This window comes from Ruegeria sp. H8 (genome assembly GCF_056532905.1).
This window is the reverse complement of the sequence record NZ_JBQFNY010000011.1, coordinates 59,045-83,455: the sequence shown is the minus strand read 5'-3', so window position 1 is coordinate 83,455 and position 24,411 is coordinate 59,045. Positions and strand designations below refer to the sequence as shown.

Genomic DNA, 24,411 nt, shown 5'->3' with positions numbered 1-24,411 from the left:
GAGTCAGCGATTGCCTGACCCGCTTCTCTTTTTGTCCGAGAACAGCTTCTGATCAAGGCGACCGCCTTCATTCATGGCGCCCAGCAATACCGTTGTCTGGCTGCCCGCATTGTCGTAAATCACCCACTTGCGCAGCTCGACCGGATTGTCCGTGAACATCAGTTCGATCCGGCCCGCTTCGGGGTTCTTGGGATCCTGCGCGGTGACGACGGTGGCCGTGCCGTCAAAGCTGTGACCTACAACCATATTCGCCTGGCTCAGGTTCACGTTGCGCGCCAGCACGATGGACAGTGGTGTGCGCTTAAGCGGGTATTGCTCGGGCGGCTGGTTCGATTTCGGATCAAAGATCTGAACACTTCCGGATCTTGCCAGCACCACGGAACTGTTGGGCGGGTCATATTCAAACCGCATCTTGCCGGGGCGCTGCATCCACAGCTTGCCGGTGCTCAGCGAGCCATCGTCATTCACCTGGGTGAATGTCGTCTGAACCGTCTTCAACCCGTTCAGGTAATTGGAAATCTGCGAGAGCGGCAGCTTCTCCGCCGCCCATGCGGCGGGTGCGGCCAGTGTCAAAGCAAGGGCAAAAGCAATCTGTTTCATGCCGTACAGATAGGTCTTTTGCCCTTGTTATTAAATATCCTATTGCTCGGGGACGAGGATTTCGCGTTTCCCGACATGATTTGCTGACGAAACAACACCTTCGTCTTCCATTTGCTCAACCAGCCGCGCAGCCTTGTTGTAGCCGATGGCAAGTTTTCGCTGAATATACGAGGTCGAGCATTTGCGATCCTTGATCACGATTGCCACCGCCTGATCGTACAACGCGTCCTCTCCGTTCGTATTGCCGCCAGTGTTCAGGCCCAAAACGGCATCGATATTGTCAGCCTTTTCCTCGGCCGGACCTTCGACGACACCGCCAATGTAGTCCGGCGGACCGAACTGTTTCAGGTGGTTGACGACTTCCTCGACCTCTTCATCTGAGACAAAGGGTCCGTGGCAGCGGGTAATCTTGGCACCCCCAGCCATGTAAAGCATGTCGCCCTGCCCCAGCAGCTGTTCGGCCCCCATTTCACCCAGAATGGTGCGGCTGTCGACTTTCGACGTCACTTGGAAGGAAATCCGCGTTGGGAAGTTCGCCTTGATCGTACCGGTGATCACGTCGACCGAAGGGCGCTGTGTGGCCATGATCAGGTGAATGCCCGAGGCCCGCGCCATCTGCGCCAAACGCTGGATGCAGGCTTCGATTTCCTTTCCCGCCACCATCATCAGGTCGGCCATCTCATCGACGATGACGACGATATAGGGCATCGCTTCGGGCGCGAATTCTTCCGTCTCAAATGTGGGTTCGCCGGTTTCATCGTCAAACCCGGTTTGCACCGTGCGGCTGAACATCTCGCCTTTGGCCAGCGCATCCTTCACCCGACCGTTATAGCCCGCGATGTTGCGGACACCCATTTTGGACATCTTGCGATAGCGATCTTCCATCTCACCCACGACCCATTTCAGGGCGACCACCGCCTTTTTCGGGTCGGTCACAACGGGCGACAGCAGATGCGGGATACCGTCATAGACCGACAGTTCCAGCATCTTCGGGTCGATCATGATCAGGCGGCATTCATCCGGCGTCAGCTTGTACAGCAGCGACAGGATCATGGTGTTGATCGCCACCGACTTACCGGAACCGGTTGTACCAGCAATCAGTAGGTGAGGCATCTTCGCGAGGTTTGCCACGACGGACTCGCCGCCGATATCCTTGCCCAAGGCCAACGGCAGTGCCTGGTTGCCATCGCCAAAATCGCGGCTGGCCAGGATTTCGCGCAGAACCACCATTTCGCGGTTTTCGTTCGGTAGTTCGATGCCGATCACCGAACGGCCCGGAAGGGTCGAAACCCGCGCTGACAGTGCCGACATCGAACGTGCGATGTCATCGGCCAGGCCGATCACGCGGCTTGCCTTCAGCCCCGGAGCGGGCTCCAGTTCGTACATGGTGACGACCGGGCCGGGGCGAACGCTGACGATCTCACCCTTCACGCCGTAATCATCCAGCACATTTTCCAGCATCCGCGCGTTTTCTTCCAAGGCTTCATCGCTCAGATGGTGGCGCTGAATGCTGGCCGGATTCGACAAAAGGCCCAGAGGTGGCAGTTCGAAGTCCGAGTGCCGCTCTTCAAAGGATAATGCAGGCTGTGCCTCGGCCTGTGCGCGGCGAGACGGTTGCGGTGTGCGGCGTACCGGTTGCGCGACCACGGGCTTGCGCGGCTCGGCCACCGGGATTTTCATCGCCGGGCGTGGTTGCAAAACAGCTTCTTCGGCATCCTCGAATACCTCGTCCTCCAGATCCGGCTCGGGTGCATAGTGGTTCCGCATGGGTTCGGGCGCATTTTCAAACGGCGTGAATTCTTGCCAGTCTGGCATGTCACCCGCTGTTACGGGCGGCTCGGGCGGCAGTCCTGCTGCTGTCACCGGCGGTTCCATTGGCAGGCCATCCGGCTGGCTTGCGTTCAGGATCAGCGGGCCCGGGCGACGGCCACGGCCCTTGGTCAGCGGAAGGTTCGGGTCGGGTTCGGGCGTCAACTCGCCGGTGGCCACTTTGCGATTGCGCACAGCGGCCGAGATTTTCGATCGGATGCGGTCCTCGCCCGGCATTTCGGCGAAACCCGCGATCGGTTCGGGATCGACCAGCTCTGGCTCGGGCATCGGTTCCGGGCGCCGGATCAGCGATGGCATGCGCGCCAACAGACCGGTTTTGGCCACAGGCTCGGGACTTTCCAGTTCGGGCTCTTCAAAGATTGGATCGGCATAAGCCAGATCATCCTCGAACACGGCTTCGGCCGCTGCGGTACGTGCAAGTTTGCGCTCTTCCCATTGTGCACGGCGATCCCGTGCTGCCTGCGCAGCCGAAGCTGCACCACGGCCCATCAGGGTCATCAGTATGTCGTATGCCATCACAAGCCCCAGCAGGAAGGCGCGGAAACCCCGCTTGACATCGGTTTTGGTGAAACCCAGCACAAAAATACCCAGCGCAATCATCCCGACCGCCATGGCCAGCGACATCAGCTTCACCAGAAAATGTGACGAAATCGGCAACAGCGTCAGCAACGCGCCCATGACCGTATCGCCGAACAAACCGCCCAGACCATAACTGTGAGTCGCGCGCCAGTCTGCATCAGGAACGAGGGTTGCGGCATAAACCGAGACGACGGCGATCCAGATCGGCGCAAAGATCAGACGCGCAATGGCGCGATCTTCGCCGAAATGGCCCGCAAACCGAAATCCCCAACCGATCAGAACCAATGCGATGCCCCAGCTTCCCCAGCCGACGATCATGAACAAGGGAGCGGCGATCGAGGCCCCAATCCGCCCCATCCAGTTTTGCACCGGCGCGTCGGTGGACACCATCCAGTTCGGATCATCGGGCGTGTAGGACCAGATCATCGCGGCCGCAGCCAAACCCAGCAGGATCAGGGCGATGCCAATCAACTCCTTGCTGCGTCGCTCCAGGGCTGCCTGCGTTGTGCTGTCCAGCAATGGATCGCGGTTGCGCGCGTTATATGATGCCATTTTGCCCTCGTACCTCACGAATAGATGCAGTCGCGGAGTGTGATCAGACCACGCTGCAACTCTGTTTTTGGGGCCACCAATGCAGCCCGGATAAATCCTGTGCCCGGGTTTTGCCCCGGATCGCCTTGTGAAAGATATGCGCCCGGCAGGACCCGGACACCGGTTTCCTTCCAGACTTTCAATGCGGTGTCTTCACCATTCTCGACCGGCAGCCACAGAAAGAATCCGGCCTCGGGCGGCATATAGCCCTGCACGCCTGCGAATACCTCATCCGCAATGGCGTATTTTTCCTGATACAGCGCGCGGTTTTGCCGAACGTGTTCCTCATCCGCCCAAACCTTTGCGGCGGCAGCTTGCAAGGGCAGAGGCAGAGGCGACCCTGCATAGGTGCGCAACTGCTTGACCTGTTTGATCGTCTTTGGGCCACCGGCGACAAGCCCCGACCGCAAGCCGGCCAGATTCGAACGTTTGGACAGCGAGTTGAACAGCGTGATCCGTTCAGGATCAGCGCCCAGCTCCTGCGCGACAGTCAGAATACCTGTCGGGGCTTCTTCACGGTAAATCTCGGAATAACATTCATCCGCAAAAATACGGAAATCGTACTGCTCGGCCAGACGGATCAGGTCGGCCCAATACTCGCGCGAGGCAACCGCCCCCTGCGGATTGGCGGGTGAACAGATATAGGCCACGGCGGTGCGGTTCAGCACGTCCGCAGGCAGGCCGGCATAGTCCGGCAGATGGCCTGTCGCGGCGGTAGCGGGCACAAAATAGGGCTGCGCGCCGACCGACAGCGAGGCGACCATGTAGACCTGATAAAACGGGTTCGGGCACAGGATGATCGGCTGCTGACCGTTCTTCTGTTCCGGGCACAAAGCCATGGCGGCGTTGTATAGCCCCTCGCGCGTGCCGTTCAGCGCCATCACGTTGGCATCAGGGTCCATCTGAACCCCATATCGCCGCTTGATCCAATCCGTAATCGCCGTGCGCAGGTCATCCGACCCTTCGTTCGGGGGATATCCCTGGAACCCGGCGGCGTTTTCCATGATGACATCCGTCACCCAAGCCGGAAAATCATGTGTCGGTGCACCAATGGTCATGTGAACGACATCACCGCCCGGCTGGTGGTGATCCAACAGGGCGCGCAGACGCGGGAATGCATAAGCCGGTAGGTTCGAAAACCGCTCGGGGAAAACCATGGTACTGCCTCAATATCGGGGTCATTGGCGCCCCGTTTTTTTGGCAGATTACAGTCCGTGTGCCTCTTCGTCCAGACAAAGAGGTTCCGAATCAGGGGATTGTGGCATTCAGGCCAGCACCGTTTCCGCTGCCGAACCCAGCCGCAACAACGCCTCTTCCGAGCCGGGATAGCCCAGCATCATCAACCCGCAGCCGGGCGTTCCGGTGGGCAGGCTCAGTGCCGCCAGCCCCATCAGATTGCCAATCCGCGTGTTCCGCAAGGCCAGAAGATTCTCGGTTACGTAATAGTCGTGATCGCTGAGCAAGCGCTCCAGATTGGGCGGCAAAATCGGCGCTGTCGGCGCCAGAACCGCGTCAAACCCGGCGGTTGCCGCGTCCCAGGCGCTGCGGCATGCCTTGAGTTTGGCCCAGGCCGCCACATAGTCGGGGCCTGAATACCCCATGCCAATGCGGAAGCGTTCGAGAATCTCGGGATACATTGCCTCGGGATTGGCTTCGATGACATCGCGCCACAGCCCATAGGCCTCGGTCGTGTATACGATGCTGGTCAACGTCATGGCCTCGTTCAACTCGGGCACTTCCAACGGCACGATCTCGGCCCCCGCGTCGGCAAGTTTGGCAACGGCTTCGTCATATGCCTTGCACGGTGTGTCGCGCAGGTCGTCCTTGGCAATGTTCTGCAAATCGGCAAAACGGCGTCCTTTCAGCGAAGCGCCACGCAGATCAGCAGGTGTTCCCCCCTCGAGCAGAGCCAGCACATGCGCTGCGTCCTCGACCGAACGCGCCACAGGTCCAACCGTGTCGAAACGCAGGCACAGCGGCACCACACCTTCCAGGCTGAGCCGCCCCGCAGTGGTTTTCAGCCCCACCAGATCATTCCAAGCCGCCGGGATACGCACCGAACCGCCCGTGTCCGAGCCGATGCCACACGCTGCCAACCCCCAGGCGACCGAGGCCGCCGCCCCCGAAGATGACCCCCCGGGCACTGCTGCCTCGTCATGAATGCAGGGCGGGGTTTCGGTGATCGGATTCAACCCAAGGCCGGAAAAGGCCAGCTCGCTCATATGCGTCTTGCCCAGGCAAACGGTGCCCATCTGAGTCGCATTGCGCAGCACCAGCGCATCCGCATCCGGCACGCGATCCTTCAGCAGAGCCGAACCCGCCTCGGTCACGGTGCCGGCGGTGTCGAACAGATCTTTCCAACTGATCGGGACCCCGTCCAGCAGCGACCGGCGCAGGCCCAGTTGCGCGCGTTGCCGAGCGGCTTCAGCCTCAGCCCGCGCGCGGTCATGGGTGACGCGGGCATAGATGCGGTCCCGATGCGGATGAGCGTCAATAGCGGACAGGTAGGTTTCCGTCAGTTCGACGGGATCGATCTGACCCATGCCAATGCCACGGCCCAAATCACACGCGGTCATTGTCAACCAATCCTGCATCTTGCCCCTCCGGAATTTTCGGCTTTGGGTGACGGTAGCGACAGGACTGCACATGGACAATCCCGAAAGGGCGCGCATATTGCAGGGCATGACACAGGCTTCTGACATTCTGATCGTGGGCGGCGGGTTGAACGGCCCTGCTTTGGCGCTGGCACTGGCACAAACCGGTCATTCGGTCACGGTGATCGATGCGCTGGCCGAAAAGGTGCGCAAGAACGCGGCATTCGACGGGCGCGCCTATGCGCTGGCTCTGGCCTCACAGCGGTTGTTGGATGCCATCGGCATTTGGGACCGCGTCGCGCAGCACGCCCAACCGATGCTGGAAATCAAGGTCACAGATGGCCATGCCGGAACAGGGCCATCGCCTTTTTTCATGCATTTCGACCATGCCGAAATCGAAGAAGGCTCGATGGGATATATGGTCGAGGATCGCCACCTGCGCCGTGCTTTTCTGGACGCGATGGCCGAAGAACCGCGCATCACCCAGGTAAGCGGCAAATCCGTCGTTTCGCAACAGGCCGACGCGGCCAGCGTGACCGTGACGTTGGATGACGGCACAACCCTGGGCGGCAGCCTGCTGGTTGGCTGTGACGGTCGCCGCAGCGGAACCGCGTCACGGGCCGGCATCAAACGCACCGGTTGGGATTACGGCCAGACGGCATTGGTCTGCGCCATCGAACATGAGCTGCCACATAATGGCGTTGCACATCAGTTTTTCATGCCACCCGGTCCGCTGGCGATTCTGCCGTTGACCGGCAATCGCAGTTCCATCGTCTGGAGCGAACGCGCCGACACCGCACAGCACATCAACGCCCTGCCCGGGGATGACTACGTGCAAGTGCTGCGCCCGCGATTTGGCGATTTTCTTGGTGAAATCAGTCTGGCGGGTGATCGTTTCACTTATCCGCTGAACCTGACCATCGCCAATTCCTTCATCAGCGATCGCATGGCGCTGGTCGGGGATGCCGCGCACGGAATGCACCCCATTGCCGGTCAGGGCCTGAACGCTGGCCTGCGCGATGTCGGCGCTCTGGCTGAGGTTCTGACCTTGGCGGGACGGCGCGGCGAGGATATCGGCTCGTTGATGGTACTGGAGCGCTATCAGGAATGGCGCCGTTTCGACACGGCCTCGCTGGCGATGGCGACGGATGTCTTCAACAAGCTGTTTTCCAACGACAACCCGCTGCTGCGGCTTGGGCGTGACATTGGCATGGGGGTTGTCGGCGCTTTGCCCGGCCTCCGTCGCGGTTTCGTTCGCGAAGCGGCCGGGCTGACCGGGGATCTGCCCAAGCTGTTGCAAGGGCGCCCGATTTAGTCCAGCTGCCGGGCCTCATCGACCAGCATGACCGGAATGCCGTTGCGGATGGGAAAAGCCAAACCCGCCGCTTTTGAAACGAGCTCTCGCTTTTCGGCGTCATAGTGCAGGGTCGTATGTGTCTGCGGGCAGATCATCGCCTCGAGCATGTGGCGATCAAAGGCGTGTTCAGGGTCGGTCATTGCAGTTTTTCCTCGTTTGATCCGCCGCGCAAGGCGAACTCAATCAGCGTCACCAACGTTTCGCGCCGGGTGCGCAGGCAGGGGGCTTCCAGCAGGGCCTGTTTGTCCTCGGGGTCGAAATCCAGAAGCATCGACAGGGAATTCACCAAAAGTTCATCCTCTGCGTCCTTGAGCGAATCCCAGTCGGTGGACAATTGACGGGATGAAAAGAAACGCTCTAACAGTGTCAGGAACGCGTTGCGGTCAAACCCGTTGTCTTTCTCGGCCTTTCCCAGATCACGGTCGAACCCGTCCCACGAGACCGCGCACCTCCGGTAGGGCGTGAACGAATCCAGCTCTGACATGACCCTGAACCGGGATATACCGGTCAACGTGATCAGGTACCGGCCATCTTCGGTTTCCGAAAACTGCGTCACCCGCCCTGCGCATCCAATACGGTGCAGCTTGTCGTCGTCATTGACCGAAGGATTCGGCTGAACCATTGCGATCAACCGTTCCTTGGTTTTCAGCGCGTCGTCCAGCATCTGAAGATAGCGCGGCTCGAATATGTGAAGCGGCAAGCGCGAACGCGGGAGCAGCAGCGCCCCGGGCAAGGGAAAAACTGATACCGTTTCCGGCAGGTCGGCGGGATGCATCATGTACCCGACTCTAGCTCTGATGAGAGATTAGGCAAATATCATAGAACTGAGTTTGCGACGTCCGTTCAGAACAATCGGGTCATTGGGCTTGAGCGCATCGAAGATGGTGAAAAGCTGTGTCTTGGCTGCGCCTTCATTCCATTCACGATCCCGGCGGAACAGTTCCAGCAATTGTGCCACGGCTTCTTCCACATTGCCGTTCGCATGCAGCGCCTGCGCCAGATCAAAGCGGGCCTGATGGTTGTCCGGATCCGCCTCGACTGCTGCCGTCAGCTCGGCGACGGGGCCGGCATCTGCCGCCTGCTTGGCGAGCTCCAGCTGCGCATGTGCGGCCTCCAGCTCGGCCGATGTGGAGATCTCGGCCGGAGCGCCGTTCAGGATCGCTTCTGCCTGCTCCAGATCACCGGTGGCGATATGCGCCCGCACCAGCCCACCGTACGCCGCGGCGTGGTTCGGATCTTCGCCCAGAATTGCGACAAAGGTCTGAGCCGCGTCCGCAGCCGCGCCTTCGGCAAGCATTTCCTCGGCGGCCTGCACAGCATCATCCAGTTGGCCCCCCGGGCTTTCCCCCCCTGCGGCTTCGATCACACGGTCGACGAAAGCCTTGATCTCGGATCCCGGCAACGCGCCTTGAAACCCGTCCACAGGCTGGCCTTTGAAAAAGGCATAGACGGTCGGGATCGACTGGATGCGCATTTGCGCGGCAATTGTCTGTGCCTCATCCACATTGATCTTGACCATCTTCACCGCGCCTTTCGCGGCTGTCACAGCCTCTTCCAGCATCGGCCCAAGGGTTTTGCACGGGCCACACCAAGGTGCCCAGAAATCAACGATCACAGGTGTTTCCTGCGAGGTTTCCACCACATCGGCCATGAAAGTGGCCTCGGTCCCGTCTTTGATCAGATCGGTTGCTGGGGCGTTTCCGCCGTTCAGAAGGTCCATGGCAATCACTCTTTCGTTCGAACTTGCGCCCTATATGCAGCCGCTTGCCGCGGAAACCAAGGGCTGAGTTGCGGATCAGACGTCGAAACTGGCAAAGACCGGAGCGTGATCGCTGGGTTTTTCCCATCCACGGGCGTCCCGCAGAATACGGCTGGAATGGCCCGCGTTCGAGATATCGGCCGTGGCCCAGATATGGTCCAGCCGGCGCCCCTTGTCCGCCGCATCCCAATCCCGGGCGCGATAGGACCACCAGCTGTAAAGCTGCCCTTCCGGAATATCCTGACGGGTGATATCGACCCAGCCGCCTGCTTCCTGTGTGTCGGCCAGATGCTCGACCTCGATGGGCGTGTGCGAGACGACCTTCAGCAGTTGTTTGTGTGACCACACATCATCCTCGCGCGGGGCGATGTTCAGGTCGCCGACAAGGATGGATTTAGCCGGCTTTTCCGCACGGAACCAATCGCGCATATCAGTGAGATAGTCGAGCTTCTGGCCGAATTTCTCATTCACGTTCCGGTCCGGCACGTCGCCGCCCGCCGGGACATAGAAATTGTGGATCGTGACACCGTTTTCCAACCGCCCGGCAATATGGCGGGCATGTCCGAGACCCGCGAAATCCTTGTCACCCACCTCTTCCATCGGCAGGCGCGACAGGATGGCGACGCCGTTGTAACCCTTCTGCCCGCGCGCGATCATGTGGGTGTAGCCCAGTTCGGCAAACCCTTCGGTCGGGATCTTCTCAACCGGTGACTTGCACTCTTGCAGGCACAATACGTCAGGGGCTTCTTCTTGCAGCAATTTCAAAACGATAGGCTCACGCAGGCGAACGGAATTGATGTTCCATGTGGCAAGGGTGAAAGGCATGTCGGGGATTCCTTTGTCGCGATTGGCGCAGGTTAGCGTGGCACAAAGCCAGTTGCCACGAGAAAAGGCGGCTTCATCCCTGGACTATCCGTTGGCAGGTCAACGAGCTTCGCCGTCGAGCTTCCTCTTGCCCTGATACCTCGCCTGATGCAGACTTGTGTGCGAATGAGGAATGTCTGTTTCACCGCTGGGTCTGTTCGCGAACAGACCGGCCCGGCACGATGCTTTGGGAGGAGTGTGTCATGGCATCCGAATCCGCAGGTTCTACGCCGCCGGAAAACCTGACGCCACAGCAGCAGACCATGCCCAATGTCAACAGGGTCACTGTAGATGATATCACAGCGTCACTGAAGGCAGGGTTTTCCGACTTTCTGGCCCGCCCTGTCATGAGCGGTTTCTTCGGCCTTTTCTTTGCGGTTTTCGGAATTCTGTTGGTTTGGGCCCTGATCTGGCTTGGCCAGATCTGGATGATTATCCCTGCCATTGCAGGCTTTCCGCTGATCGCCCCTTTTGCCGCCGCCGGGCTTTATGAAATGTCGCGCCGCTTGCAGAAAGGCGAAAGCTTTGGCTGGTCTGAAATCCTGACCGTTATGGCCAATCAACGCAAACGCGAAATGGGCTGGATGGCCTTTGTCACTCTTTTCATTTTTTGGGTATGGATTTACCAGGTTCGGCTTTGGCTGGCGATCATCCTCCAGAACGCATCCTTTTCGGATTTCGACGGGTTTTTGAACGCCGTATTCTTCACACCGCAGGGTTGGATATTCCTTGCCATAGGCACCTGTGTCGGCGCATTCCTGTCGGCCGTACTGTTTTCGGTGACCGTCGTCGCCATGCCCTTGCTGCTGGACCGGGAAACCAACTTCATTTCCGCCATGTTGACCTCTTTGCGCGTCGTATCCGAAAGCCCGGTGGTCATGCTGGGCTGGGCGGCGATCATCTCGGTCACCATGCTGTTGTCGCTGGTTCCGGCGTTTCTGGGTCTGATCTTGACCCTTCCGATCCTTGGCCACACCACGTGGCACCTTTACCAGCGCGCCATTGCCCCGGCGGAAGGGTGAACGCGGCAGAACTCACCTCCATCATTGGTCGAATATCGGTCAGTGCTGCTGTCTGCCTTCGTGTGGAAACCGTCCCTCAGCAACGAAAAAAAGCCGGGCCATTCGGCCCGGCAGTCCAACAGGGAGGTACATGTCATAACCCGGACATGCACGGGTTGGGAGTAACCTAATTATGAGTGCAGAGTATCACTTTGATCCACATCAATCCACAACCAGTTAAGACACCAGCCTATATCCACCCGATTCTGTGACCAAAAGGCGCGCATTGGACGGATCGGGCTCGATCTTCTGACGCAGACGATAGATGTGGGTTTCCAGCGTGTGGGTCGTGACCCCGGCATTGTATCCCCACACTTCGTGCAACAGCACATCCCGTGCCACGACACCGTCGGTTGATCGGTACAGAAACTTGAGGATGTTGGTTTCCTTCTCGGTCAGACGGATCTTGCGGTCTTCTTCCGTGATCAGCATCTTCATCGCCGGCTTGAACGTATAGGGGCCAAGAACAAATACCGCGTCCTCGGATTGTTCGTGCTGCCGCAACTGAGCGCGGATCCGGGCCAGCAATACCGGAAATTTGAACGGTTTGGAGACATAATCGTTCGCGCCGGCGTCCAGGCCCAGGATCGTATCGGCATCGCTGTCATGACCGGTCAGCATCAGAATCGGGCTTTTGACGCCCTGTTTGCGCATCAGGCGGCACAGTTCCCGCCCGTCGGTATCCGGCAAACCCACATCAAGAATAACCAGATCATAGATCGCTTCGCGTGCGCGCTCCATCGCGGACTGGCCGTCTGACGCTTCGAAAACGTCAAAGTCTTCGGTCATGACAAGTTGCTCGCTGAGCGCCTCGCGCAGATCCTCGTCATCGTCCACCAAAAGGATTTTCTTGAGTTGAGCCATTTCCCGATCCTCCAAACGCTTTTCCATCACTTGCGCGCGGAATATGCAATCAACAAGATTTGCTGCAACGGTTTCACGCCTTCGTGTCAGAGTTGGCAGAAATGTTTCACATTTCCTTTCGAAACAGCTAGGAGAAGGGCTGAGCGTTATAGGGTAACATAGATGAGCCTCATTCCCGATATCACCGAACTTCTTGCCCGGGCCCGGGCCGACCTGCGCATGGGCGTTCCAGTGGTGCTGACCGATGACAGTGGCTTTAGCGTTGTGGCGATCTCTGCGGAAACGCTCAACCCGCAGCGCCTGGCCGATCTGAAAAAGCTCGGAGACCCGGTGGTGGCCATTACCGGGCGGCGGGCCGAAACACTCAAGGCGCGGGCCTATGACGGCGATCTCGCGCGCGTTTCGCTTCCCGCCGATGCAGACATCACTTGGGTGCAGGCGGTTGCTGATCCCTCTGACGATCTGAACGCGCCGATGAAAGGCCCGTTGATGACCGAGCGCCACGGCAACGCCAATTTGCACCGCATCGCGATTGCGTTGGCCAAGTCCGCGCGCATTCTTCCCGCCGCGGTCGTCGTACCGGTCGAAGACGGTCGGGCCTTTGCCGTATCGCACGGCCTGACCTGCATTGACCACACGCGCGCCGCCCCGCATCTGGCGGACCGCAGCGCCCTGCATGAGGTGGTTGCCGCACGTCTTCCGATGGAAGTATCCGAGGCCGGCCGTCTGCATGTTTTCCGCCCCGAAGATGGCGGAGAAGAACATTACGCGGTCGAAATAGGCCGCCCGGATCGGGACAAACCAGTGCTGGCCCGATTGCATTCCGCCTGTTTCACGGGCGATCTGATGGGTAGCCTGAAATGCGACTGCGGTCCGCAATTGCGCGGCGCGCTGGCACAAATGGGGGCCGAAGGGGCTGGCGTTCTTCTGTATCTGAACCAGGAAGGGCGTGGTATCGGGCTGGCCAACAAGATGCGCGCCTATTTTCTTCAAGATCAGGGTTTTGACACGGTAGAAGCAAACCACAGGCTGGGTTTCGAGGATGATGAGCGCGACTTCCGACTCGGGTCGGATATCCTGAAATCTCTGGGTTTCAATTCGGTGCGCCTGCTGACGAACAACCCTGCCAAGATCTCGATGATGGAACGCACGGGGATCGCCGTGACCGAGCGCGTTCCTTTGAAAGTGGGTGAAACCGCGCACAACCGCGGATACCTGGCCACGAAAGCCGCGAAATCTGGGCACCTGTTGTGACCCCAAACGATCTTGTGCTCACCCCGCGTGGCGTTCGCTTTCTCGGCAGGACGTTCCCCTGCTCGATTGGCAAAGGCGGATTGAGCAACACGAAACACGAGGGTGACGGGGCGACACCTACCGGATGCCATCGAATCGTTGGCATGCTCTACCGGCCCGACCGGCTGGTCGCCCCCAACTTTTGGGCGATCCCGATTGGGCCGCAGGACTTGTGGTCGGATGACGTCGAGGACAACCACTACAATCACATGGTGCCGGCCCCTTATGCGTTCAGTCATGAAAAACTGCGCCGGGCTGATCCGCTTTATGATCTGGTCCTGTTGACCGACTGGAACTGGCCGAATGCCGTTCCCGGCAAGGGATCGGCGATTTTTCTGCATCAATGGCGCAGGCCCGGCTACCCCACCGAGGGCTGCATTGCCTTCCGTCGGGACCATCTGCACCGGATTGCAGGGCGAATCTCCCTTGGAACGCGCCTAATCATCCCTGAGGTTTGACCCGCTCACCAAAAATGGCCGACCCGATACGAACATGGGTCGCTCCCAAGGCGATGGCCTGCTCGAAATCACCGCTCATCCCCATCGACAACCCCTCAAGCCCATTGCGCGCGGCGATCTTGGCCAAGAGGGCGAAATGCAAAGTGGGTTCTTCGTCGACCGGCGGGATGCACATCAACCCGCGTACCGGCAGGTCCAGCGATCGGCATTCCGCGATAAACCCGTCCGCCTCCGCAGGAAGAACGCCTGCCTTCTGCGCTTCTTCACCCGTATTGACCTGAATGAACAGGTCGGGGCAGTGTCCCACCTCTTGCGCCAGCCGCGCCAAGGTTTTGGCCAGTTTGGGGCGGTCGACCGAATGGATCGCATTGCACAGTTCCATCGCCTGCCTGGCCTTATTGGTCTGCAACGGGCCGATGAGATGCAGATCGACGGCATCGAATTGCTCTTTGAAAGCGGGCCATTTGCTGGCCGCCTCCTGTACGCGATTCTCACCAAAACACCTGTGGCCCTGCTCCAGCACCGCCTGAACCCGTTCGTTGGGCTGCACCTTGGACACGGCAATCAATTTGACCGAACCGGCCTTTCGTTGAGCTTTGGCTTCGGCTTTGGCGATACGTGCGGTGATTTCTTGCAACGACATGGGGCCCTCAATCTGTCTTTGGCGCAGAAAAACACCAAGTCGGCACAAAAGAAAAGGGCGAGTCCGAAGACCCGCCCTTAAACCTTACGGTTCAGATCAGCTTAGAAGTTGAACTGAGCACCGAAGTCAGCAACGATCTGGTCGTTTGCGCAGACAGAGCAGTCGTTGCGGCCGATACCACCACGCAGCGATGCACCGCCACCCAGGTCGTAGATCGCACCGAGCGCAATCTGCTGTTTGTCACCATCTGCACTACCGTCACCATAAGTGAACAGCAGAGTGGTTGCGGCGCCCAAGTTGTAGGCTGCCGACAGACCCCATGCCGTGCCATCTGTGGCCGCACCGGCAGGGCGGAAGTCCGTTCCACGGGTTGCCCCAGTGTTGTCGTCGTCTGCGACGAACAGAGTACCCGAGAAGTCGCCGAATTCAGCACCCAGTGTCAGAACGGTCAGGCTTGGGTTCGGGCCAGTGGCCGAGTCGGTCTGACCGTAAGCCAGAGCAGCGGTCACGTTGTTGAAGGTATAAGCTACGCTGATGTCCCAACGGTCGTTGCCATCGTTAACAGTGACAGGGCCCGGAGGCGTGCCAGGAGCGGGAACGGTTACGGTAGTCGCGCCAACATCGTACGACGCGCCAAATGCGAAGTCGCCAACCGAGTATTGGAAGAATACGCCATTGGAACCTGAGCCAGTAGAATCATAGGCCAAGAAGCCGTAGTCAACACCCGAATACTGACCTGCGAACAGCTCAAGGCCGACTTCGTTACCGTAGTAGTTTGCAAGGTTGTCGAACGAGCCAGCCACGTTGCCCGCGTCAACACGCAGACCGCCATAGATGACCGAGAAGCGCGCGCCGTTCAGACCAGCTTCGCCAGCTTCACCGTTCGCGTTTTCATCAGCTTGCAGACGAACACGGCCTTCAAAACGAACGCCGCTATCGGTTTCAACGATACCGTCGATGTTCAGGCGGAAACGCGATACCAGGATGGTATCGTCGACGTCTACGCCGTTAACGTCAGCAGTAACGGCATTGGTGGTTGTTACAGTACCGCCGTTCTGGGTTGTCCATACAGTCGGAGCAGCTGCCGGGCGCACCGAGCCTGTGACAGTACCTGTGCGATCTTCTTGGTAGCCAATACCAAAACGGCCGTAACCGCTGAAGTTAACTTCAGCTGCTGCAACGCCTGCGGTCGCAATCAGCGCCGTCGATGCGAAGAGAACTTTTTTCATCTTGTTTCCCTCGGTTTCATTCAAAAGAGTTATCTACTCGACACATGCCTCGGCATATGTCTCAGCACGGACACCGTTTCGCTCTTTTTGCCCCCATTGCGCAAGCTTGGCATAAACCCGGTCACGTCATTGGGGTCAGATTGGTGCAAGGATGCCACAGTTCCTTTTTGCCCGGATCAGGCTGACACGCCTACATTTCAGAAGAATAGGCTTGTTGCAGCGAGGGTCCTTGGCTAGGAGTATGCCCTGAATACTGCACAACAAGTGAAAACAGGACCTGCTGACAATGCGCCTGCCTACGATTTTGGGATTAATCATGCTGACCACCACTATTGCGGCATGCGGGCAGAATCGAAGCACTTCGACTTATTCCCCCAATCCCGCCAGCGGTAATTCCGATGAACGCGAGTTGAACGACCCTGAACGTACCACGCTTTGGGACATTTTCGATCGCAGCACGGCCGAGCAGACCACCAATGTAAACCGGTACTTGTGGGCAGCTTCTCTGGACATATTGAACTTCTTGCCTGTGCAGGAAGTCGATCCGTTTACCGGAGTGATCGTAACGGGTTACGGCACTCCTCCGGGCGGAGGACGGTCATACAGGGCGACCGTACACATCAGTGATCCGGCGCTTGCGGCCCGGTCTTTGTCCGTCGCCCTGCAATCCAGCGGAGGCGCCCCGGTAAGCGCGGCAACAACCCGTGCTGTGGAGGATGCGATTCTGTCCCGCGCGCGTCAGCTGCGCATCGCGGACAACAAGTTCTAGCACTCCGCCGAAAATCACACTAATACCACGCCGGGTTCCTACCCGGCGTTTTCATTCACGAAGGACCGCACAATGTCGCGCTATTCGGCCACCGAAATCGAAGCAAAATGGCAAGAAGCCTGGGACAAGGCAGGAATCTTCACCGCCAACCACAAGGCGGACAAGCCGAAATACTATGTGCTTGAGATGTTCCCCTACCCGTCCGGCCGAATCCATATGGGGCATGTGCGCAACTATACGATGGGCGACGTCATCGCGCGGCACAAGCTGGCCACCGGGCACAATGTTCTGCACCCCATGGGCTGGGACGCGTTCGGAATGCCAGCGGAAAACGCTGCCATGGCGATCGGCGGCCACCCCAAAGAGTGGACTTACGGCAATATCGCCGACATGCGCGCCCAGATGAAGCCACTGGGCCTGTCGATCGACTGGTCCCGTGAATTCGCCACATGTGATCCGGAGTACTACGGCCAGCAGCAGGCGCTGTTCCTCGACATGCTCGAGGCCGGGCTGGTCTATCGCAAGAATGCCGTGGTCAACTGGGATCCGGTCGACATGACCGTTCTGGCCAATGAACAGGTGGAAAACGGGCGCGGCTGGCGCTCGGGTGCTCTGGTGGAACGGCGCGAGCTGACGCAGTGGTTCTTCAAGATCTCGGATTATTCCGAAGAACTGCTGAACGCTCTGGACACGCTGGAAAACTGGCCCGCCAAGGTTCGACTGATGCAGGAAAACTGGATCGGCAAGTCACGCGGCCTGCAATTCGGGTTCGAGCGCACCGATGGTGGGGAACCGATCACTGTCTACACGACGCGCCCCGACACGCTGCTGGGCGCGTCCTTCGTGGGGATCTCGCCCGATCACCCGATCGCCAAACAGCTTGAGGCCGAAAACCCGGAAGTCGCTGAATTCGTCGCCGAATGCCGCAAGGGCGGCACCACGGAAGAGGCCATCGAAACCGGCGAAAAGCTGGGTTTCGACACCGGCATCCGCGTCAAGCATCCGCTGGACCCGAACTGGGAACTGCCGGTCTGGATCGCCAATTTCATCCTGATGGATTACGGCACCGGCGCGATCTTCGCGTGCCCGGCCCATGACCAGCGCGACCTTGATTTCTGCCGCAAATACGATCTGCCGGTGATCGACACCTTCTTTGCGCTGGACGACGACACACCGGTCGACAAGATCGCCTTTGTCCCGCCAAAAACCGAGAAAGTCCGCTGGGTGAACCATTTCGCGGGCCTGACCGAAGCAACCGGAGAAGAAGCGATCAACACCACCATCGATTTCGCCGAAAAAGCCGGTTGGGGCGAAGGGGTCACGAAATATCGCCTGCGAGACTGGGGCTTGAGCCGTCAGCGCTATTGGGGGTGTCCGATTCCTGTCGTTCACTGCGAAAGCTGTGGTGTGGTCCCTGAAAAGAAAGAGAACCTTCCGGTTCGCCTGCCCGATGATGTCACCTTCGACAAACCGGGCAACCCGCTGGACCGCCACCCGACCTGGCGCGACTGCGCCTGCCCAAACTGTGGCGCCCCTGCCAAGCGCGAGACCGACACGATGGACACATTCGTGGATTCGTCATGGTATTTCGCCCGGTTCACCGCTCCGCGCACGGAAACGCCCACCGATCTGGCCGAGGCGGAATACTGGATGAATGTAGACCAGTATATCGGCGGGATCGAACACGCGATTCTGCACCTGCTGTATTCGCGGTTCTTCGCCCGCGCGATGAACATCACCGGGCATTTGCCGGACAAAGCCATCGAACCCTTCGACGCGTTGTTCACGCAGGGCATGGTGACGCACGAAATGTATCGCGGCGCGGTCATGACCGATCTGCCTGGAAAAAAAGTTTCACACGGCTTAGAGGTGGAATCCGGCGGGGGAACTCGCTTCGAGTTCTTTTTTCCCGAAGATGTTATTCGGTTCGAGGTTGAAGGCAAACCGCAAGCAATCCTACGCAGCTATGTGGAGGCAAAGGGAGTAGATTCGAGCGACATCAATGCTGTGATTGATTTGTGGAGGAATGCTCGCTTTCATGAACTATCAAGTGTCGGCGAATTGGAACCGACGTTGGAAGTCATCCCATCGGCCAAAATGTCGAAATCCAAGAAGAACGTTGTCGACCCGGTCAGTATCATCTCGGCCTTCGGCGCCGATACCGCGCGCTGGTTCGTGCTGTCCGATTCGCCACCCGAACGGGACGTGGAATGGACGGCTGCGGGGGCTGAGGCCGCGTACAAGCATCTCAACCGAGTCTGGAACCTCTGCGACAAGATCGGCGCCATGGACACGAACGCCACAGGCGAAGGCGATGAGGAGCTTTTGCGCGAGATGCACAAAACCATCCGCGATGTGACCTTGGGTGTTGAAAGCTTTGGCTTCAACGCGGCCATCGCCAAGCTTTATGCCTTCACCAACACTCTGGCGAAATCCAAAGCGGGTGCTGCGGCCCAAAAGCAGGCCATCAAAACGCTGGCACAGCTGATGTCGCCGATGACACCACATCTGGCGGAAGATATTTGGGCCCATCAGGGCGGCGAAGGCCTTGTGGCCGTTGCGCCATGGCCCGTCGCCGACGAGGCGATGCTGGTTGATGACACCGTCACCTTACCGATCCAGATCAACGGCAAGCGTCGCGCGGAAATCAGCGTGGCCAAGGATCTGGACAAAGCCGAGGTTGAAAAAATTGCGCTCAGCACCGAAGCTGTTCAAAAGGCGCTGGAAGGGAATGCGCCGAAGAAAGTGATCGTCGTTCCGGGCCGGATTGTGAATGTTGTCGTTTGATCGCAGAACGTTTTTGCTGATGCCGCTGGCGCTGGCCGCCTGCGGCTTTGAGCCCGTCTATGCACCTGGCGGATCGGGTTCGGCCTTATATGGCCGCGTCGAGGTGTCGGCGCCCAACACCGTGGAAAGCTATTTGCTGGTCCAAAACCTGGAACAGCAACTGGGGCGAAGTGCCGGATCGGTCAACGATTACAAGCTGGATGTTCAGGTTTCGACCGTAACGCGTGGCGCAGCAATCACCACCACAAACGAAACGCAGCGCTACACGATCGACGGAAGCGCGCAATACACGCTGCGGTCCAACGCAACCGGTCAGATCATCGCCTCGGGCTCGGTGGCGGATTTTGTGTCATATTCTGCCGCAGGATCGACCGTTTCCACCTTGGCGGATGAGCGCGATGCCAAGAGACGGCTGATGATGATTCTGTCGGGTCAGATCATGAACCGACTTTACGCCACACCGGATCTGGCCGCATGAAGCTGAGCCCGCGCGAGGCTGAGGGGTATTTTGCCAAGCCGGACGCGGACAAGACCGGGCTGCTGATCTATGGCGCGGATGCGATGCGGGTTGCGCTCAAGCGGCAACAGGTGCTGGCCGCTCTGCTTGGCCCCCAAGCCGAAGAAGAAATGCGCCTGACCCGCATGCCCGGTGGCGATCTGCGTGGTGATCCCGCCCTGCTGCTGGACGCGGTCAAGGCGGTCGGCTTCTTTCCCGGTCCACGTGCCGTTTTCGTGGAAGACGCAACCGAAACCGCGGCGTCGGCAATTCTGGCCGCGCTCGAAGATTGGGCCCCCGGAGACGCCCAGATCATCGTGACCGCGGGGCAATTGAAACCCAGCTCGAAGATCCGCAAGGCGTTCGAAGGCCACCCTGCCGCCTATGCCGTCGGCATTTATGACGACCCGCCCTCACGCGCCGAAGTGGAACGGGTTCTTGCCGAGTCGGGTATGAAAAACGTGCCCCAAGATGTCATGTCTGCAATCAGCGAATTGGCCGTCAGCCTCAGCCCCGGTGATTTCGCTCAAACGATTGAAAAACTGTCTCTTTACAAGCGCGGTGACAGCTCTGATTTGACGATCGAAGATATCGAGGCCTGCGCTCCGCGCTCGACCGAGGCGGCGCTGGATGATGTTCTCAACGTCGTGGCCGAAGGCCGCGCCGGTGAGATCGGGCCGCTGATCCGGAGGTTGCAGGCGCAGGGCACCAATGGCGTGACTCTGTGCATCGGAGCGATGCGGCATTTTCGGACACTCTATGCCTGCGCGTCCGATCCCGGCGGTGCTGCGCAGGGCATCGGCAAGCTGCGTCCGCCGGTTTACGGCAAACGGCGTGACCGTATCCTGCGACAGGCACAAGGTTGGGGGGCGGCCAAGCTGCAAACCGCGCTGACGGTTCTGACCGATACGGATTTGGCGCTGCGGTCTGCGGGGCAGACAGCCCCCGCAATGGCGCTGGTGGAACGCGCGATGATCCGTTTGGCGATGTTGGCGCGATCCCGCTAGGTCACTCAGCCTTTTCCAGCCAGTCCGCGGCAGACCGACCGGCCCAGCGCCCGGTCGCCAGGCAAGCCGTAAGCAGATAGCCCCCGGTCGGGGCTTCCCAATCCAGCATTTCCCCGGCGCAGAACACACCCGGCAGGGCCGTCAGCATCAGCCGGTCATCCAGCGCTGTCCGTTTGACACCACCTGCGGTCGAAATGGCTTCGTCCATCGGGCGAAGGCCGGCATGCCGGATAGGCAGCTTTTTCAACATGCTCACTTGCACGGATTGAGGATGGCCGCCGCGTTTTGCCATTTCATGAAACAGGGCGATTTTCTGAGCAGACAGGTTCAGCGATTTTCTCATCCACTGGGACAGCGTTGTTTTCGACCGTTTCGCGGACAACCGCGCCAGCAGAGCCTGTTGGTCCAGATCAGGCGTCAGATCAGCAAACAATGGCTGCCCCGCGCGCAAGGCCGGTGTCAGCGAATACAGCCCTCCGCCTTCCAGACCGGTTCTGGAAATCGCAGCCTCACCTCGGCTTACCAAATCGCCTGCCATCCATCGGATCGATTTCAATGCGGCCCCGAAATGGGGTTGCATATGTGGGCTCCAATCAACGGAAATGGCTGAGTTTGCGGGTTCAAAGGGTGCCAAAGCCACGTCTTTTCCGGCCAATATCTGCGCCCAGTGACCGTCCGAGCCAAGGCGGGCCCAGCTTGCACCGCCCAGTGCCAGCACGGTGACATCCGTCGAAACGCTGCGCCGCCCGTCCGGAGTGTCGAACACCGGCGCATCACCATCCCAGCCAGTCCAACGCCAGCGGGTTCTGATCTCGACCCCGGCCTTGCCCAATCGTGCCAACCAGGCCCGCAACAAGGGTGAGGCCTTCATTGCTTCGGGAAACACGCGCCCCGTCGAGCCGACAAACAGCGTCTGCCCCAACCCGCGCGCCCAGTGCTGAACAGCTTCGGCATCAAAGTCAGACATGATCGGACGCAACCAATCTGCTGCTTCACCATAGGCGCGGATCAGGTCGTCAAGCGGCTCGTCCTTGGTCAGGTTCAGCCCCGATTTCCCGGCCATCAGGAACTTGCGCGCGACCGACGGTTTGGCCTCGGCCACCAACACGGAATGCCCGGCTGCGGCCAGCTGTTCTGCCGCCATCAACCCGGCGGGGCCTGCTCCGATCACCACTGCCTGCGCCATTCGCACCCTCTTGCCTTCGCCCGTCACAGGCGCAAGTTTCACATCATCATGACGAACAGCGATCCGATCTGCCCGCTTTGCGGCCGCCCGATCCCCGACGGGGCTGGCAGCCTGCATCATCTGATCCCAAAACTCAAAGGAGGCAAGGGCGGACCTACCGTTCTGCTGCATCAGATCTGCCACAAAGAGGTGCACGCCACCCTGACCGAAGCCGAACTGGCACGCAGTTTCAACACGGTCGCGGCCCTGCGTGCGCATCCAAGGCTCGAGAAATTTCTGACTTGGGTTCGCAAACGCCCCCCCGGATTTCGTTCGAAAGTTCCGGGCAAGCGGCGCGGGCGCTGATCAACCTGGCAGGATCTGGTCGCCGACAATATCTGTGAGAGGTTCGGACAGACCTTCGATCTCGATACCCTGAAAGTCCGGCACATGGGCGAATTGTGCGCCCGCAACATGCTGGAATTCCAACGTCGTATAGGCGCGTTTCCACAGCCATTCGCGGTTTTCAACAGCCCAAAGGTCAGGATTGGGCGGGGTTTCGTTGGTAAAGGCATAGAAATGCAGGTCAAAGCCGTAAGGGGCGACCTCCTGCATTGACAGCAACGACATGCCCCGGGCGCGCCAGAACGCGTCTTCGGCGGCAATATCGCCGGTTCGAAGGGTAATTTGACCGATCCGAGCCTGCGCGAAAGGCGCGTCGGGGTCTGCTGCATGCGGCGGCCGGTTGCCTTCGAAATCATGTTGCAGCAGCTCGATGACGAACCCTTCGGGATCCGCAAGATGGCACATGTAGCCGATGTCCAGAAACTGGTTCGGCGTGCTCACTGGAACGTCGAACCTGCGCAGATGAGCCGCAGCAAGATCGACATCCGGCACGGTGATTCCTATCTTCCAGTACCGCTGCCCCGTGTCGTGGGTGTACCCTCCTCCACCCGGCAGCAACACAATTTCTGCGTCTGCACCGTCATAGCCGACACGGTGGCCGGTTTCTGCTGGGCCGACGGACATGCCCAGAATGTCGCGATAAAACGCGGCCAGCCGACCCGGGTCAGCGACCCGCAGGCGCAGTGCAGACAGCCTCATGAGCACAACCTTGCGATTCCCGCCGCGATCTCGGGGTCGGCGTTCACGCTGTCGGCCACCAGATCGCGTGCGGTTTGCATCAGATGTTCGGGATCGACAATCCGGTCCACCAGGCCAAATTCATACGCCTCCTGCGCGGTGATTTTCTGACCGGCCATAAGGATCAACTTGGCCCTGGCCGGTCCGACCAGAGCCGCCAGCCGCGCGGGGTCGGACGGTTGTGGCAGAAACCCCAGCTTCATCACCGGATAGAAGAACTTGGCCGACGGCACGGCAATGCGCAGATCGCAGGCCAGCGCCATACCGTTGGCCCCGCCTGCCAAAGTGCCGTTCAGCGCGGCAACGGTCAGACAGGGCAACGCGGCAATGGCGCCGGACAGCCTTTCCCAGACATCCGATTTGGCCAGACCGGCGCGCGCTTCGTCCAGATCTGCCCCGGCGCTGAACACTTTGCCTGCGCCGGTCAGGATCAACGCCTTGGCCTCTGTCGCGGATTCGGCGATCTCGGCCAGTTCCGCGAGCATGGCCCCGGTCAGGGCGTTCGCCTTGCCGGGATTGTTGATCGTGACGGTCCACAGGCCGCCTTCTTTGGTCAAATCGATCATATCAGCCCGGCCCGTTTGCGAATGTCTTCAAGCCGCAGCGAAATTTCAGTGCCAAGAAACTCATCGGCATCATCCGAGCACATCCACAACAGCGCCCGTGCGGGCCAATCAGCGGGGATATGCACATCCCAGTCCAGCTGACTGACGGGATTTATGCCGCTGGCCTTGATCGACCGCTGCATATCGGTGGCCACCGTCCCCGGTGACAGGCCCATGGCGCGAATACCATTATGGGCTTCTTCCAGATGCAGACATTCCGTGAGCATCTTGGCCCCGGCCTTCGAGGCGCAATAGTGGCTCCAGGCCTCGACCGGATTCGATGCAGCACCGGACGAGATCGTCAGAATGCTCCCTCCTCCCGCAGCCCGCATCACTGGCAACGCCGCGCGCATCCCGTAGAAAATACCTTTCAGATTGATGTCGATGGCCTTGCTCCACGCCTCGGTGTCAGCATTCGAGAGATGAAAGATCGGATCGATCACACCCGCGTTGCCGATCAGAACATCCAACCCACCGAACCGGTCCACGCATGTGGCCACGGCTTGTTCCACCTGCGCGAAATCGCTGACGTCACAGGCCAATGCGATGGCCTGATCGCCCAATGCGGCCGCCAGAGCGTCAATCTGGTCCTGGCTGCGAGCCACCAATGCGACATTGGCGCCGGCTGCGGCAAAAACGCGCCCTGCCTCGGCCCCAATTCCTCGGCTGGCCCCGGTTATGAGAACAGTTTTTCCCTGCATTTGCCCTTCCTCACGC

At 59.6% G+C, this 24,411-nt stretch carries 24 protein-coding genes; 9 read left to right on the top strand and 15 right to left on the bottom strand.

What is annotated here, in order from left to right:
- Window positions 1–3: 3 nt before the first annotated feature.
- The 4 genes from ACR0A2_RS19605 to ACR0A2_RS19590 form a co-directional block, all read right to left on the bottom strand.
- Window positions 4–600, bottom strand: coding sequence for a LolA family protein (locus ACR0A2_RS19605; RefSeq protein WP_480836782.1), 597 nt, complete (start codon window positions 598–600; stop codon window positions 4–6).
- Window positions 601–639: 39 nt separating this feature from the next.
- Window positions 640–3,561: a DNA translocase FtsK gene (locus ACR0A2_RS19600; RefSeq protein ID WP_480836780.1), complete on the bottom strand. Its 2,922-nt coding sequence runs from the start codon at window positions 3,559–3,561 to the stop codon at window positions 640–642.
- 14 nt (window positions 3,562–3,575) lie between these two features.
- Window positions 3,576–4,757 carry an aminotransferase class I/II-fold pyridoxal phosphate-dependent enzyme gene (locus ACR0A2_RS19595; RefSeq protein ID WP_171642167.1) on the bottom strand — a complete coding sequence of 394 codons (1,182 nt, stop codon included), beginning with the start codon at window positions 4,755–4,757 and terminating at the stop codon, window positions 3,576–3,578.
- Between the two features lie 108 nt (window positions 4,758–4,865).
- Window positions 4,866–6,194 carry an amidase gene (locus tag ACR0A2_RS19590; protein WP_480836778.1) on the bottom strand — a complete coding sequence of 443 codons (1,329 nt, stop codon included), beginning with the start codon at window positions 6,192–6,194 and terminating at the stop codon, window positions 4,866–4,868.
- An 88-nt stretch (window positions 6,195–6,282) separates the two neighbouring features.
- Between ACR0A2_RS19590 and ACR0A2_RS19585 the strand changes: the two genes are divergently transcribed.
- A complete protein-coding gene (locus ACR0A2_RS19585) occupies window positions 6,283–7,509 on the top strand; it encodes an FAD-dependent monooxygenase (protein ID WP_480836776.1) in 1,227 nt (408 codons plus the stop codon).
- Here the strand turns inward: ACR0A2_RS19585 and ACR0A2_RS19580 are convergent.
- The 4 genes from ACR0A2_RS19580 to ACR0A2_RS19565 all read right to left on the bottom strand — a co-directional run bounded on the left by ACR0A2_RS19580 (window position 7,506) and on the right by ACR0A2_RS19565 (window position 10,135).
- On the bottom strand, window positions 7,506–7,691 hold the full coding sequence (locus ACR0A2_RS19580; protein ID WP_171119907.1) for a Trm112 family protein: 186 nt from the start codon (window positions 7,689–7,691) through the stop codon (window positions 7,506–7,508). The two genes, ACR0A2_RS19585 and ACR0A2_RS19580, sit on opposite strands and share 4 nt — an antisense overlap.
- A complete protein-coding gene (locus ACR0A2_RS19575) occupies window positions 7,688–8,329 on the bottom strand; it encodes an LON peptidase substrate-binding domain-containing protein (RefSeq protein WP_171119908.1) in 642 nt (213 codons plus the stop codon). The genes ACR0A2_RS19580 and ACR0A2_RS19575 overlap by 4 nt, the downstream gene beginning before the upstream one ends.
- Window positions 8,330–8,356: 27 nt before the next feature.
- Window positions 8,357–9,271, bottom strand: a complete 915-nt coding sequence (gene trxA, locus ACR0A2_RS19570) for a thioredoxin (RefSeq protein ID WP_171230603.1) — start codon at window positions 9,269–9,271, stop codon at window positions 8,357–8,359.
- A 75-nt stretch (window positions 9,272–9,346) separates the two neighbouring features.
- Complete coding sequence (locus ACR0A2_RS19565; RefSeq protein WP_480836774.1) at window positions 9,347–10,135, bottom strand: exodeoxyribonuclease III; 789 nt, start codon at window positions 10,133–10,135, stop codon at window positions 9,347–9,349.
- 242 nt (window positions 10,136–10,377) lie between these two features.
- On the opposite strand from ACR0A2_RS19565, the gene ACR0A2_RS19560 reads away from it, so the two are divergent.
- On the top strand, window positions 10,378–11,196 hold the full coding sequence (locus tag ACR0A2_RS19560; protein WP_480620504.1) for a DUF2189 domain-containing protein: 819 nt from the start codon (window positions 10,378–10,380) through the stop codon (window positions 11,194–11,196).
- 216 nt (window positions 11,197–11,412) lie between these two features.
- On the opposite strand, the gene ACR0A2_RS19555 is transcribed toward ACR0A2_RS19560, so the two are convergent.
- Window positions 11,413–12,099, bottom strand: coding sequence for a response regulator transcription factor (locus ACR0A2_RS19555; protein ID WP_117872957.1), 687 nt, complete (start codon window positions 12,097–12,099; stop codon window positions 11,413–11,415).
- Window positions 12,100–12,261: 162 nt separating this feature from the next.
- Here ACR0A2_RS19555 and ribA point away from each other — a divergent pair, with 162 nt between their 5' ends.
- Both ribA and ACR0A2_RS19545 read left to right on the top strand, forming a co-directional pair.
- Window positions 12,262–13,353 (top strand): GTP cyclohydrolase II, encoded by a 1,092-nt coding sequence (gene ribA, locus ACR0A2_RS19550; RefSeq protein ID WP_480836771.1) that lies wholly within the window; start codon window positions 12,262–12,264, stop codon window positions 13,351–13,353.
- The gene (locus tag ACR0A2_RS19545; RefSeq protein ID WP_480620508.1) at window positions 13,350–13,850 is read left to right on the top strand and encodes a L,D-transpeptidase family protein; all 501 of its coding nucleotides are present in this window, start codon (window positions 13,350–13,352) and stop codon (window positions 13,848–13,850) included. Before ribA ends, ACR0A2_RS19545 begins: the two co-directional genes overlap by 4 nt.
- Here ACR0A2_RS19545 and ACR0A2_RS19540 read toward each other — a convergent pair.
- Window positions 13,834–14,493 carry a YggS family pyridoxal phosphate-dependent enzyme gene (locus tag ACR0A2_RS19540; RefSeq protein ID WP_480620510.1) on the bottom strand — a complete coding sequence of 220 codons (660 nt, stop codon included), beginning with the start codon at window positions 14,491–14,493 and terminating at the stop codon, window positions 13,834–13,836. The genes ACR0A2_RS19545 and ACR0A2_RS19540 overlap by 17 nt on opposite strands.
- A gap of 101 nt (window positions 14,494–14,594) precedes the next feature.
- Window positions 14,595–15,722, bottom strand: a complete 1,128-nt coding sequence (locus ACR0A2_RS19535; RefSeq protein WP_480447379.1) for a porin — start codon at window positions 15,720–15,722, stop codon at window positions 14,595–14,597.
- 286 nt (window positions 15,723–16,008) lie between these two features.
- On the opposite strand from ACR0A2_RS19535, the gene ACR0A2_RS19530 reads away from it, so the two are divergent.
- The 4 genes from ACR0A2_RS19530 (at window position 16,009) to holA (ending at window position 20,781) form a co-directional block, all read left to right on the top strand.
- Window positions 16,009–16,491, top strand: coding sequence for a DUF3576 domain-containing protein (locus ACR0A2_RS19530; RefSeq protein ID WP_152459265.1), 483 nt, complete (start codon window positions 16,009–16,011; stop codon window positions 16,489–16,491).
- Between the two features lie 72 nt (window positions 16,492–16,563).
- Window positions 16,564–19,278: a leucine--tRNA ligase gene (gene leuS, locus ACR0A2_RS19525; protein WP_480836769.1), complete on the top strand. Its 2,715-nt coding sequence runs from the start codon at window positions 16,564–16,566 to the stop codon at window positions 19,276–19,278.
- The gene (gene lptE, locus ACR0A2_RS19520) at window positions 19,265–19,756 is read left to right on the top strand and encodes an LPS assembly lipoprotein LptE (RefSeq protein WP_480836767.1); all 492 of its coding nucleotides are present in this window, start codon (window positions 19,265–19,267) and stop codon (window positions 19,754–19,756) included. Before leuS ends, lptE begins: the two co-directional genes overlap by 14 nt.
- The gene (holA, locus tag ACR0A2_RS19515; protein WP_480836765.1) at window positions 19,753–20,781 is read left to right on the top strand and encodes a DNA polymerase III subunit delta; all 1,029 of its coding nucleotides are present in this window, start codon (window positions 19,753–19,755) and stop codon (window positions 20,779–20,781) included. Before lptE ends, holA begins: the two co-directional genes overlap by 4 nt.
- Before the next feature lies 1 nt (window position 20,782).
- On the opposite strand, the gene ACR0A2_RS19510 is transcribed toward holA, so the two are convergent.
- Window positions 20,783–21,967, bottom strand: coding sequence for a TIGR03862 family flavoprotein (locus ACR0A2_RS19510; protein WP_480836763.1), 1,185 nt, complete (start codon window positions 21,965–21,967; stop codon window positions 20,783–20,785).
- A 48-nt stretch (window positions 21,968–22,015) separates the two neighbouring features.
- Here ACR0A2_RS19510 and ACR0A2_RS19505 point away from each other — a divergent pair, with 48 nt between their 5' ends.
- On the top strand, window positions 22,016–22,312 hold the full coding sequence (locus ACR0A2_RS19505; protein ID WP_171230594.1) for an HNH endonuclease: 297 nt from the start codon (window positions 22,016–22,018) through the stop codon (window positions 22,310–22,312).
- Here the strand turns inward: ACR0A2_RS19505 and ACR0A2_RS19500 are convergent, their stop codons facing one another.
- From ACR0A2_RS19500 to ACR0A2_RS19490, 3 genes are read right to left on the bottom strand one after another with little or no spacing between them, the layout of a single operon-like run.
- A complete protein-coding gene (locus ACR0A2_RS19500) occupies window positions 22,313–23,050 on the bottom strand; it encodes a VOC family protein (RefSeq protein WP_480447375.1) in 738 nt (245 codons plus the stop codon).
- The gene (locus tag ACR0A2_RS19495) at window positions 23,047–23,655 is read right to left on the bottom strand and encodes an enoyl-CoA hydratase/isomerase family protein (protein WP_480836760.1); all 609 of its coding nucleotides are present in this window, start codon (window positions 23,653–23,655) and stop codon (window positions 23,047–23,049) included. The genes ACR0A2_RS19500 and ACR0A2_RS19495 overlap by 4 nt, the downstream gene beginning before the upstream one ends.
- Window positions 23,652–24,395 (bottom strand): SDR family oxidoreductase, encoded by a 744-nt coding sequence (locus tag ACR0A2_RS19490; RefSeq protein WP_171642135.1) that lies wholly within the window; start codon window positions 24,393–24,395, stop codon window positions 23,652–23,654. Before ACR0A2_RS19490 ends, ACR0A2_RS19495 begins: the two co-directional genes overlap by 4 nt.
- Window positions 24,396–24,411 lie beyond the last annotated feature (16 nt).